Origin of the sequence: Roseateles sp. (assembly GCF_039929605.1) — a bacterium.
In the GTDB taxonomy this organism is placed as follows: Bacteria; Pseudomonadota; Gammaproteobacteria; order Burkholderiales; family Burkholderiaceae_C; genus Pelomonas.
In genome coordinates this window covers 16,200-28,524 of the sequence record NZ_JBDSQX010000152.1, presented here as the reverse complement: position 1 = coordinate 28,524, position 12,325 = coordinate 16,200, and the positions used below count along the sequence as shown (strand labels likewise).

Sequence of the window (12,325 nt, the reverse complement as noted above, 5' to 3'; positions counted from 1 at the left end):
GCGCTTTATGAGACACTGCGGCCGCCCGCAGCGCCTGCGTTCGCGCACGCCCTTGTAGAACACCCGCCGCCCGTAGAGGTGGCACTTGAAGGAGACACGGCCATGTCAGCCCAGCCACAAGAGTTTCTCGGCGCCGCCGCGAACGACAACGACCCGCAGGAAACCCGTGAGTGGCTGGATGCCCTCTCGGCCGTCATCGGCGAGGAGGGCGATGCATCAGGAAGCGAGCGCGCCCACTTCCTGCTCGAAACCCTGATCGACCACGCCCGCCAGGCCGGCATCGACGTGCCGTTCTCGGCCAACACGGCCTACGTCAACACCATCCCGACCGACCAGGAAGAACGCTTCCCCGGCAACATCGAGATCGAGGAGCGTCTGCGCGCATTCATGCGCTGGAACGCGATGGCGATGGTGGTGCGTGCCAACAAGCACAACCCCGAAGATGGGGGTGACCTGGGCGGCCACATCAGCTCGTTCGCGTCGCTGGCCACCATGCTGGGCTGCGGCTTCAACCACTTCTGGCATGCCGACGACGGCGTGCACGGTGGCGACCTGCTCTACATCCAGGGCCACAGCGCCCCGGGCATCTACGCCCGCGCCTTCATGGAAGGCCGCATCACCGAAGAACAGCTCATCAACTTCCGCCAGGAAGTAGACGGCAAGGGCCTGTCGAGCTACCCGCATCCCAAGCTGATGCCCCACTTCTGGCAGTTCCCGACCGTCTCGATGGGCCTGGGCCCCTTGATGGCCATCTACCAGGCCCGCTTCCTGAAGTACCTGCATGCCCGCGGCATCGCCGACACGAGCAAGCGCAAAGTCTGGGTCTTCCTGGGCGACGGCGAGATGGACGAGCCGGAATCGCTGGGCGCCATCGGCCTGGCCGCACGCGAGAAGCTCGACAACCTGATCTTCGTCGTCAACTGCAATCTGCAGCGCCTGGACGGCCCGGTGCGCGGCAACGGCAAGATCATCCAGGAGCTCGAAGGCGAGTTCCGCGGCGCCGGCTGGAACGTCATCAAGCTGATCTGGGGCGGCTACTGGGACCCGCTGCTGGCGCGCGACAAGGACGAGCTGCTGCGCAAGGTCATGATGGACACCGTCGACGGTGACTACCAGGCCATGAAGGCCAACGACGGCGCCTTCGTGCGCAAGAACTTCTTCGGCAAGCATCCCAAGCTGCTGGAACTCGTCGCCAAGATGAGCGACGAGGACATCTGGCGCCTGCAACGCGGCGGCCACGATCCGCAGAAGGTCTATGCTGCGTATCACAAGGCGGTCAACACCGTCGGCCAGCCGACAGTGCTGCTGATCAAGACCGTCAAGGGCTTCGGCATGGGCAAGATCGGTGAAGGCAAGAACACCGCCCACCAGACCAAGAAGCTGCAGGACGACGACATCCGCGCCATGCGCGACCGTTTCAACATCCCCGTGTCGGATGAAGACCTGCCCAAGATCCCGTTCTACCAACCGGCCGAAGGCTCGCAGGAACTGAAGTACCTGCACGAGCGCCGCAAGGCCCTGGGTGGCTACCTGCCCAAGCGCCGCGCCAAGACCGACGAGGCGTTGAAGGTGCCCGACCTGGCCACCTTCCAGCCCGTGTTGGACCCGACGGCGGAAGGCCGTGAGATCTCGACGACGCAGGCCTATGTGCGCTTCCTGACCACGCTGCTGCGCGACAAGGAGCTCGGCCCGCGCGTCGTGCCCATCCTGGTGGATGAGGCGCGCACCTTTGGCATGGAAGGCCTGTTCCGCCAGATCGGCATCTACAACCCTGCGGGCCAACAGTACACGCCGGTCGACCGCGACCAGGTCATGTACTACCGCGAGGACAAGGCCGGCCAGGTGCTGCAGGAAGGCATCAACGAAGCCGGCGGCATGGCCAGTTGGATCGCTGCGGCAACGTCGTACTCGACGAACAACCGCGTGATGATTCCGTTCTTCGTCTACTACTCGATGTTCGGCTTCCAACGCATCGGCGACCTGGCCTGGGCCGCCGGCGACATGCAGGCCCGTGGCTTCCTGCTGGGCGGCACGTCCGGCCGCACGACGCTGAACGGCGAAGGCCTGCAGCACGAGGACGGCCACAGCCACATCTTGGCCAGCACGATTCCTAACTGCGTGTCCTATGACCCGACCTTCGCGCACGAAGTGGCGGTCATCATGCAGCGCGGCTTGAAGCGCATGGTGGAAGACCAGGAAAACGTCTACTACTACATCACCCTGCTGAACGAGAACTACCCGATGCCTGGCCTCAAGGCCGGCACCGAGGAACACATCCTCAAGGGCATGTACCTGCTCGAAGAGGCCGACGCGGGCAAGACCATCGCCGTCAACCTGCTGGGCTCCGGCACCATCCTGCGCGAGAGCCAAGTGGCCAAGATGCTGCTGGAAGAAGAGTGGGGCGTGGGCGCCAACGTGTGGAGCTGCCCGAGCTTCAACGAGCTGGCCCGCGACGGCCAGAACGCCGAGCGCTGGAACCTGCTGCACCCGACCGAACTGGCCTGCGTGCCTTTCGTGACGCAGCAACTCGGCCACACCAAGGGCCCGGTGATCGCGTCGACCGACTACATGAAGAACTACGCCGAGCAGATCCGCGCCTTCATCCCGCGTGGCCGTTCGTACAAGGTGCTGGGCACCGACGGCTTCGGGCGCTCGGACTTCCGCAGCAAGCTGCGTGCGCACTTCGAAGTCAACCGCCACTACATCGTCGTGGCCGCGCTGAAGGCGTTGGCCGATGACGGCGCGGTGCCGGTCGAGCGCGTGGCGGAGGCGATTGCCAAGTACGGCATTGACGCCAACAAGATCAATCCTTTGTACGCGTAAGCCCGGGGAGACAAAAAAATGGCATTGGTTGAAGTCAAGGTTCCGGACATCGGCGATTTCGACGAAGTCGGCGTCATCGAGGTGCTGGTCAAGGTGGGCGACACCGTCAAGGTCGAGCAAAGCCTGATCACCGTCGAGAGCGACAAGGCGTCGATGGAGATTCCGTCGTCGCAGGCCGGCGTCGTCAAGGAGATCAAGGTCGCCGTGGGCGACAAGGTCAAGCAGGGCAGCGTGCTGGTGCTCGTCGAAGGCGAGGGCGCTGCTGCGCCCGCGCCTGCGGCGGCCGCCCCGGCCCCTGCCGCTGCTGCACCGGCCCCAGCTCCTGCGGCCGAGCCCGCCGCGCCTGCGCCGGCCCCCGCGCAGAGCAGCGGCCCCGTCACCATCGAAGTGCCCGACATCGGCGACTTCGACGAAGTGGCCGTCATCGAGCTGCTCGTGAAGGTCGGCGACACCGTCAAGGTCGAGCAGAGCCTCATCACCGTCGAGAGCGACAAGGCCTCGATGGAGATCCCGTCGTCGACCGCCGGTGTCGTCGAGGAGTTGCTCGTCAAGATCGGCGACAAGGTCAAGAAGGGCTCGCCGCTGGCGCGCGTGACTGCTACCGGTGGCGCATCTGCGCCCGTCGCAGCGCCCGCCACGGCCGCTGCGTCTCCGGCCCCGTCGCCTGCGGCTCCCGCAGCCGCCGAAGTAAAGACGGTGCCAACCGCCGCGCTGCCGCCGCACCAGCCCTCCGCGCCCACTGGCAACCTGCCGCACGCCTCGCCCAGCATCCGCAAGATCGCCCGTGAACTCGGCGTGCCGCTGGCCGAGGTGAAGGGCAGTGGCGCCAAGGGCCGCATCGTCGAGAGCGACGTGCAGGGCTTCGTCAAGGCCGTCATGAGCGGCGCGGTGCAGACCGCTGCGCAAAAGGCTGTCGCACCCCCGGCAGCTTCTGGCGGTGGCTCTGGCCTCAATGTGCTGGCCTGGCCCAAGGTCGACTTCGAGAAGTTCGGTGCCGTCGAGCGCAAGGAGCTGTCGCGCATCAAGAAGATCTCGGGCGCCAACCTGCATCGCAACTGGGTGGTCATCCCGCACGTCACCAACCATGACGATGCCGACATCACCGAGCTGGAAGCCTTCCGCGTCCAGCTGAACAAGGAGAACGAGAAGGCCGGCATCAAGGTCACGATGCTTGCCTTCATGATCAAGGCGGCCGTGGCGGCGCTGAAGAAGTTCCCCGAGTTCAACAGCTCGCTCGATGGCGACACGTTGGTGCTGAAGCAGTTCTTCCACATCGGCTTCGCGGCAGACACGCCCAACGGCCTCGTCGTGCCCGTCATCCGCGACGCCGACAAGAAGGGCATCTTCCAGATCACCGCCGAAATGGGTGAGCTGGCCAAGAAGGCCCGCGACGGCAAGCTCGGCCCCGCCGACATGACCGGCGGCTGCTTCTCGATCTCGTCACTCGGCGGCATCGGCGGCAAGTACTTCACGCCCATCATCAATGCGCCCGAGGTGTCCATCATGGGCGTCTGCAAGAGCAGCATCGAGCCCGTGTGGGACGGCAAGGCCTTCCAGCCGCGCCTGATCCTGCCGCTGTCGTTGAGCTGGGACCACCGCGTCATCGACGGCGCTGCGGCTGCTCGCTTCAACGTCTACTTCGCGTCGCTGCTGTCCGACTTCCGTCGGATCGCGCTGTAAGAGGGGCTGGACTCATGGCAATCATTGAAGTTCAAGTTCCGGACATCGGCGACTTCGACGAAGTCGGCGTCATCGAGCTGTTAGTCAAGCCCGGCGATACCGTCAAGGTCGAGCAGAGCCTCATCACCGTCGAGAGCGACAAGGCGTCGATCGAGATCCCGTCGTCTGCGGCCGGCGTGGTGAAAGAGCTGCGCGTCAACATCGGCGACAAGGTCAAGAAGGGCTCGGTCGTGCTGACGCTGGAGTCGGCGGAAGCCGCTGCCCCCGCGCCGACTCCTGCTGCTGCGGCGCCTGTGGCGGCTCCCGTTGCCGCCGCACCGGCTCCTGCCGCTGCGACGTACACGGGCAGCGCCGACCAAGCCTTCGACCTCGTCGTCCTCGGCGGTGGCCCCGGTGGCTACTCCGCTGCCTTCCGCGCCGCCGACCTGGGCCTGAAGGTGGCTCTCGTCGAGCGTTACGCCACCCTCGGCGGCGTCTGCCTGAACGTCGGCTGCATCCCGTCCAAGGCGCTGCTGCATGTGGCGGCCGTCATGGACGAGGTCAGCCACATGGCCGACCTCGGCGTGAAGTTCGGCGAGCCCGAAGTCGACATCGACAAGCTGCGCGCCCACAAGAACAAGGTCACCGGCAAGCTGACCGGTGGTCTGGCGGCGATGGCCAAGATGCGCAAGGTAGCAGTGCTACGAGGCGTCGGCACATTGCTCGATGCCCAGAACCTCAAGGTCGAAGCGACCGAAGGCGCCGTGGGCCAAGCCAAGACCGGGTCCTCGCAGACCGTGGCCTTCAAGCGCCTCATCATCGCGGCCGGCTCACAAGCCGTGCGGCTGCCCTTCCTGCCCAACGATCCGCGCATCGTGGACTCGACCGGCGCGCTGGAGATGGACGTCGAGGCCGAGAAGATGCTCATCGTCGGCGGCGGCATCATCGGCCTGGAGATGGGCACCGTGTACTCCACGCTGGGCACGCGCCTGGACGTCGTCGAGATGCTGCCCACGCTGATGACCGGCGCCGACCGCGACCTCGTCAAGGTCTGGCAAAAGTTCAACGCGCACCGCTTCGACAACATCATGTTGAACACGAAGACGGTGGGCGCCGAGGCCAGGCCCGACGGCATCTGGGTCACCTTCGAAGGCGAGGGCGCCCCGAAAGAGCCGCAGCGCTACGACCTCGTGCTGCAGGCCGTGGGCCGCGCGCCCAATGGCAAGAAGGTGGGCGCCGAGAACGCCGGCGTGACGGTGAGCGACCGCGGCTTCATCCCGGTCGACGTGCAGATGCGCACCAATGTGCCGAGTGTGTTCGCCATCGGCGACATCGTTGGCCAACCCATGCTGGCCCACAAGGCGGTGCACGAAGGCCACGTCGCGGCGGAAGTCATCGCCGGCGAACTGCTGGGCGACGAGAAGCTCAAGAAGAGCCAGTTCGACGCCCGCGTGATTCCGAGCGTGGCCTACACCGACCCCGAGGTAGCGTGGGTCGGCATCACCGAGGACGAGGCCAAGGCCAAGGGCATCAAGATCACCAAGGGCCTGTTCCCGTGGACGGCCTCGGGCCGTGCGATTGCCAACGGCCGCGACGAGGGCTTCACCAAGCTGCTGTTCGACGAAGAGAGCCACCGCATCATCGGCGGCGGCATCGTCGGCACGCATGCCGGCGACATGATCGGCGAGATCGCGTTGGCCATCGAGATGGGCGCGGACGCAGTGGACATCGGCAAGACCATCCACCCGCACCCCACACTGGGCGAGTCGCTCGGCATGGCGGCGGAAGTGGCGCACGGGTCCTGCACGGACATACCGCCGGTGCGCAAGCGCTGACCCGGCCTGCGCAGGCAAGGCCCGACCCTGGTGCTCCAGCGTCGGGCCTTTGTCTTTCAGCGCGCCTCCTCGCTGGGGGGCTCGCGATGCTGCTCGTCCTTGCGATGCGGCTTGTGCTCACCGCGCTCTTCGTCGTGGCGGGCCTCTGGCGGCGTGGCCAGCTTCGCCGGTGGGCGTGGCCGGTGCGTGTCGGCCGGGGGCGCTGAAGGCGCCTCGTGACGCTGTGCTTGTGGATGTGCCGCTTCCTGTTTAAGCGCCTCGCGAGTCGGTTCCGGGTGGGGCGGCTGGGGATGGGGTTCCTGCGCATGAAACGGCTGCGGAGCCTGAGGGCGGTACTCCGGTGGGCGGTCGTCCTGTGGCCTTGGACGCGGCCCCTCGGACGCGGGCATGGCATGCGGTGTCGGCATCTCGGTCGCAGCGCGGGGTGGCGAGGCAGGCGGCCGAGCAAACTCCGCGCCCTGGGCACCCCTCGGCTGTAGCGGCATCGCATGTGGCTCGGGCTCGCGGGCCGTGCTGGTGGGCGTCGCCCCGTGCGGCGCGGCGGGCTCCAGGCGCACGGCTTGGGCCGGAGGCAGCGCTGGCGGGGTGTGACCGGTGCTGAAGTTGGCCACCGGGGTCGTGCTGGTCGGTCGCGGAGCCTGGGCGTGCACAAGCGCCGGCAGCGCGGCGGCGAGGTGGGCTTGCGCCGGCACTTCGGTATGGAAGGCCTGCCCGTTGGCTGTCGCGGTGGGCGGGGCGACCACGGTCACATTTGTCACGTTGGTGATGTTCGTGACGTGGTTGATGTTGTTGATCGTCGTGTTGCGGGAGACGTTGTTCGTCACGTTGTTGTTGGTCACGCGCATGCCCACGTTGACCACTGGTGGTGCGCTGACCACCACCGCAGGCGGCGTGCCGATAGGCGCCGGGATGATCAGGCCCGCGCGCGAGCCGGGAGGCGGCGGGATGAACACACCGGCTGGGCCGATGGGCCGCTCGCCCCCGCCGATGGAGACCTGTAACGACAAGCGCAGGCCGGGCGCCGGTGGGGCGAAGTTGACGCCCGCTGCGGCCCAGTGGCCGGCGACGTAGACCACCGCGCTGTCACGATGCTCGTAGTAGGGCTGGGTCCAGTGGTAGCCCGGCTGCGGCGGCGGCAACCAGCGGCCGGCGCACCACACCCACTGGCCTTGCCAGCCCCAGTAGCCGCCCACCCAGACGGCCTCCGGCATCGGTGGCGCTGGTGGCGCCTCGACCAGCATCGGCGGCGGCGCCACGTCCACCAGCACGGCGTCTGGCTGGACCATCGGCGGCTCGATGTAGACGCTGATCGTGGGCGGCGGCGGTAGTGGCGTCCAGGCCGGTGCGGCGACGTTCATCCGGACATCGGCGTGCAGATCGACGTGGCGCGGTTGTGCGCAGCCGGCCAGCAGGGCTGCCACGAGAGCGGCCACCGGGGTGAGGGTGGATTTGAGCGACATGAAGGAACAAATAGCCGAGAGGCCGGTTCAATGTCGCGTGCGGCCTCCTGGTTGACCCGGATCGGCCGGAGCGGCAGGCTGGACGGTTCTCTGCAAGCGAGTAAGCAGATGCGCCAGCCCGCCCGCCACAATGGCACATGACCTTTTTCTACTGGTTCATGGCCTTCGTGATGGCCGCCAGCCTGCTGCCGTCGGCGCTCTTCATGGGCATCTATGTCTTTACTGGCGAAGACGAGGCCTTCCTGCGGGCGCGCAAGTTCTGGACCTTCCTGCGCGTGTTCACGCTGCTGTGCTTCAACGTCACGTTGTGGGGCCACGTCATCGTCGGCGCCTGGCAGTTGCTGCACTGACGCCGAAAGCTCAAAGCCTCGACTCGTACATCGCCGGGCAGTTCGCCGTGCCGAAGCGGTCCACCGGCACGCGGAACCGCTGGCCCACGCGCAGCTGCTGCCAGCGCGCCTGCGTGACGCGGCAGACCCAGGCGTGGTCGCTGCGGTCGCGCAGCTCGATCTCGAAGTAAGCCTCGCGCTTGCCCAGGCGTTCGCTGCCGGCCTCGCCCGGCGGGGCCACGCGTAGCGGCGGGCGGGGCCAGTCGGGCCGGTCGGCCGGGCCGCCGGCGCTCTGGGCGATCCACTGGCGGCGCCAGACGATCTGGGTGTAGCGGCAATGCTCGCTGGGCTCGGCGCGCTTGCCCGTGAGGTCGGCCCTCAGGCGGCGCGTCACGTCGCGGGCATCGGCGGGCAGGTCGTCGCACCAGTCCGAGCCCGACTCGCTGCGCAGCCGCTCGATGACGATCTCCATGCGCCAGCTGCGTTTCGTCAGCTGCACGGCAACGCCCGAGGGGCCGAAGATCCACCAGCCCAGCGTGGCGAGCGTCACCACCACCATGGCGACGAGGACGACGACGCGCAGGCGAGGCAATTTCACGCCGCGTCGAACTGCTCGTCGACGGCTTCTTCCCAGTGGCCGAGTTCTTCCCAGTCGATGTGCAGCCAGTCCATGGCGCTCGCGTGGTGGCTGGCCCAGTCAGCGTCTTCGGGCAGACCTTCGTGGCGGCGCATCAGGTGCTCGGCGATGAGGCCGGCGGCGATCAAGGTGTGGGTCTCGGGCTCAATGCCGGCGTGTCCCAGGGCCGCGTAGTCGTGGTGCAGGCGGATGGCGGCCAGCAGCGGCGCCGGCAGGTTCCACACGCGAATGACCAGCGCGCCGACGACGGCGTGGTCGGTGCGGTGGTTGGCGTTCTCGGTGGCGATGTAGGGCCGGTCGATGCGCGCGCCGGCCTCCACCATCGTCGCCGCGTAGCCGCGCACGCTCTGCAGCAGCACCGGCACGCCGACGTGCAGAAACAGGCCGAAGCTGTGCGCCAGCTCGGGCGACAGGCCCGGCAGCTCGCGCGCGATGGTCGCCATGGCGATGGCGCGCTTGGCGCTGCGCTCCCAGAAGCGGGCCAGTTGAGGCGAGTTGACGGGGATGGCGTGCCGCACGAGAAAGCCCGTCATGACGGCCACGCTCTCGCGCAGGCCGATGCGCGTCATCGCCTGGCCGACGGTGGTGCAGGGCAGGCCCACGGGCTTGAACAGCGGGCTGTTGGCGGTGCGCAGCAGCGTGGCGGCCATGGCCACGTCGCTGGAGGCGATGCGGGCGACGAGGTTGAGGTCGGGCTCGGGCTGGCTCATGGCCTGCTGCAGCTGGGCCAGCAGTTCGGGGCAGGGCGGGATCTGGATGTGCTGCAAGGGGCCGCGGCGGCGCGACTGGTCGAGGTCGTCGCGGATCTGCTGCGCGCGCGCGCCGGGAGCGGCAGCAACGGCGCTCGCGTGGGAAGGTGCCGGGTTCTGCATGGCAAAAATCTTAGAGGGCCGGGGCGGCAGTTGGCCCGGGTACAGTGAAATCAATCCCTGCCCGCCGTCAATCTTGCCGACTTCGCCCGCCCGTTTCGCCGTGCCAACCCCGCCCCGCCGTTGGTGGCTGGCCGCGTTGCTCGCGTTGCCCCTGCTGGCCTCTGCGGCCTATGACGCCGGGCGCGTGCTGGAGGCCGCCGCCGAGCGCGGGCCGCGTGTCGTGGAGCAGGCCCGGGCGCTGGTGCAGCAGATCGAGCGCAGCGGCACCCACGAGGAGCTGCAGCGGCTCAAGGACGTCAACGACTTCTTCAACCACCGCCTGGACTTCAGGGACGATGCCGTTACCTGGGGCCTGCCCGACTACTGGGCCTCGCCGCTGGAAAGCCTTGATAAGCGCGCCGGTGACTGCGAGGACTACGCCATCGCCAAGTACTTCAGCCTTGCCGCCGCCGGCGTGCCCACGGTGCGGCTGCGCATGGTTTACGTGCGGGCGCGGCAGCAGGGGCAGTCGCTGGCGCACATGGTGCTGGCCTACTATGCCGAGCCGGGCGCCGAGCCCTTGATCCTGGACAACCTGCGCCCCGAGGTGCTGCCGGCCTCGCAGCGCACCGACCTGACGCCGGTGTTCAGCTTCAACACCGAGGGCCTGTGGCAGGGCATGGGCCAGGTCACGGCGGGCGACCCGCTGGCGCGGTTGTCGCTGTGGCGGGAGCTGGTGGCCAAGGTCAAAGCCGAGGGATTCTTATGAGGAATGAGACATGTCGTTGATGCGGCAGATCGCCTGGCTCGTGTTGGGCGTGGTGCTGGCGGCGCTGGTGGGCGCGGTCGGTCTGTCGACGTTGTCGTTGCGGCAGCTGATGCAGACGCAGCTCGAGCTGAAGAACGCCGACAACGCGCAGTCCCTGGGCCTGGCGCTGTCGCAGCAAGGCGGGGATGCCGAGCTCATCAAGCTGCTGATCTCGGCCCAGTTCGACACCGGCTCCTACGAGTTCGTGCGTTGGCGCAGCGCCAAGGGCGAGATGCTGTTCGAGCGCGCTGGCGCGGCCCGGCCGGGGCAGTCGCCCACGTGGTTCCGCAACCTCGTGCCCATCGAGGCGCCGGTGGGCGTGGCCCAGCTGTCCAGCGGCTGGAACGCCATCGGCGCCGTCGAATTGAAGAGCCAGTCCAGCTACGCGCATGACGCCCTCTGGCTGGCCTCGCGTCGGCTGCTGGCCTGGCTGCTGGTGGTGGGCATTGCCGCCGCCGTGCTGGCCTGGGCTGGCCTGCGCCGCATCCGCCGCCCGCTGGACGCCGCCGTGGCCCAGGCCGAGGGCGTGCTGGCCGGCAGCTATGGCCAGGTGGCCGAGCCGCGCGTGCCCGAGCTGCAGCGGCTGACGCGCGCGATGAACGCGATGGTGCAGCGCGTGCGCGATCTTTTTGAGGCGCAGGCCGGCCAGTTGCTGGTGCTGCGCGAGCAGGTGCACCACGACCCGCTGACCGGCGTGTCCACGCGCAAGCATTTCCTCGCCGAACTGGACGCCTCCTTGCAGCGCGACGACGGCCCGGCCGTGGCCGGCCTCGTGCTTGTGCGCCTGCGGGACCTGGGCGACCTCAATGGCCGCCTGGGCCGGGGCGCGGTGGACGACGTGCTGCTGACGGTGGTGACGGCGCTGCAGGCCTATCCCGAGTCGGTGCCCGGCTGCCGCGTCGGCCGGCTCAACGGCGGCGACTTCGCGCTGTGGCTGCCGGCCGAGGGCGTGGCGGCCGAGACGGCGCATGCGCTGTCCGACGCGCTGCGCGCCAGCCTGCCGGCCTTCGGCCCGGGCGTGCAGGTGGCGCTCGGCGCCATCGAGCTGCCGCGCGAACGGCCCAGCACGGTCTGGCTCGGCGAGGCCGATGCGGCGCTGGCGCGGGCCGAGCATCTGAGCGAGTCGCGTGGCGGCTTCGTCGTCGAGATCGTGGCCGAGCCGAGCGTGGGCCGCGAGCAGGGCGAGGGTCTGTGGCGCCAGCAGTTGCAGGAGGCGGTGACGCAGGAGCGCGGCCGGCTGGTCGAGTTCCCGGTGCGTGACCGCAGTGGCCGGGTGCTGCATCTGGAATGCCCGCTGCAGCTGCAGCTCGATGCCGGCGATCTGCAGTCCTTCCTGCCCGCCGCATCCTGGCTGCCGTTCGCAGCGCGGGCGCGCATGACGGCGGCGGTGGACCTGTTCGCCGTCGGCCTGGCGCTGAAGGCCATCGCGGCCGATGGGCAGGCGCGCTGCATCAACGTGGCGCCGGCGTCGCTGGCCGATGCCAGCTTCCTGCCGCAGTTACGCGAGCTGCTGAGCCAATGGCCGCAGGCGGCACGGGCGCTGCTGCTGGATCTATCCGAGGCGGCGGCGACCGAGCATTTCGAGCGGCTGCTGGAGCTGGGCCTGCAGCTGCGGCCGCTGGGCGTGAAGCTGGGCCTGGAGCACGCCGGCGCTGGCCTGGCGCAGGTGGAGCGGCTGTATCAGGCGGGGCTGGACTACGTGAAGCTGGATGCGTCCGTGCTGCTCGGCGTTGCCGGCGAGGCGGGGCGGGCGGCGTTTGTGCGGGGCATGGTGATCATGCTGAGGAGCCTGGCGCTGAAGGTCTACGGCGAGGGCGTCGTCGACGAGATGGATGCGCAGGCGTTGTGGGATTGCGAGTTGGATGGGCTGACGGGGCCGTGGGTGACGGCTAGTCGCGGGCGTTGACTGCTTGCTATGACAGA

The 12,325-nt window shown here is 68.3% G+C and carries 9 protein-coding genes; 6 read left to right on the top strand and 3 right to left on the bottom strand.

All coding sequences use genetic code 11. The features are described from left to right. Positions 1-102 precede the first annotated feature (102 nt). The 3 genes from aceE to lpdA are packed head-to-tail and all read left to right on the top strand — an operon-like array spanning position 103 to position 6,317. Positions 103-2,823: a pyruvate dehydrogenase (acetyl-transferring), homodimeric type gene (gene aceE / locus ABIS05_RS20670; protein ID WP_348011667.1), complete on the top strand. Its 2,721-nt coding sequence runs from the start codon at positions 103-105 to the stop codon at positions 2,821-2,823. Between the two features lie 18 nt (positions 2,824-2,841). Continuing rightward, positions 2,842-4,503, top strand: coding sequence for a dihydrolipoyllysine-residue acetyltransferase (gene aceF, locus ABIS05_RS20665; RefSeq protein WP_348011666.1), 1,662 nt, complete (start codon positions 2,842-2,844; stop codon positions 4,501-4,503). Between the two features lie 14 nt (positions 4,504-4,517). Further along, positions 4,518-6,317 (top strand): dihydrolipoyl dehydrogenase, encoded by a 1,800-nt coding sequence (gene lpdA, locus ABIS05_RS20660; protein WP_348011665.1) that lies wholly within the window; start codon positions 4,518-4,520, stop codon positions 6,315-6,317. 56 nt (positions 6,318-6,373) lie between these two features. Here the strand turns inward: lpdA and ABIS05_RS20655 are convergent, their stop codons facing one another. Continuing rightward, positions 6,374-7,777: a hypothetical protein gene (locus tag ABIS05_RS20655; RefSeq protein WP_348011664.1), complete on the bottom strand. Its 1,404-nt coding sequence runs from the start codon at positions 7,775-7,777 to the stop codon at positions 6,374-6,376. A gap of 137 nt (positions 7,778-7,914) precedes the next feature. On the opposite strand from ABIS05_RS20655, the gene ABIS05_RS20650 reads away from it, so the two are divergent. Next, on the top strand, positions 7,915-8,127 hold the full coding sequence (locus ABIS05_RS20650) for a hypothetical protein (RefSeq protein WP_348011663.1): 213 nt from the start codon (positions 7,915-7,917) through the stop codon (positions 8,125-8,127). A gap of 10 nt (positions 8,128-8,137) precedes the next feature. Here the strand turns inward: ABIS05_RS20650 and ABIS05_RS20645 are convergent, their stop codons facing one another. Both ABIS05_RS20645 and ABIS05_RS20640 read right to left on the bottom strand, forming a co-directional pair. After that, a complete protein-coding gene (locus tag ABIS05_RS20645; protein WP_348011662.1) occupies positions 8,138-8,704 on the bottom strand; it encodes a hypothetical protein in 567 nt (188 codons plus the stop codon). Continuing rightward, entirely contained in the window at positions 8,701-9,615 is a 915-nt protein-coding gene (locus ABIS05_RS20640; protein WP_348011661.1) for an HDOD domain-containing protein, read from the bottom strand. Before ABIS05_RS20640 ends, ABIS05_RS20645 begins: the two co-directional genes overlap by 4 nt. A gap of 100 nt (positions 9,616-9,715) precedes the next feature. Here ABIS05_RS20640 and ABIS05_RS20635 point away from each other — a divergent pair, with 100 nt between their 5' ends. Both ABIS05_RS20635 and ABIS05_RS20630 read left to right on the top strand, forming a co-directional pair. Beyond that, entirely contained in the window at positions 9,716-10,363 is a 648-nt protein-coding gene (locus ABIS05_RS20635; protein WP_348011660.1) for a transglutaminase-like cysteine peptidase, read from the top strand. A 10-nt stretch (positions 10,364-10,373) separates the two neighbouring features. Continuing rightward, entirely contained in the window at positions 10,374-12,308 is a 1,935-nt protein-coding gene (locus ABIS05_RS20630) for a LapD/MoxY N-terminal periplasmic domain-containing protein (RefSeq protein WP_348011659.1), read from the top strand. The last annotated feature ends 17 nt before the right edge of the window (positions 12,309-12,325 follow it).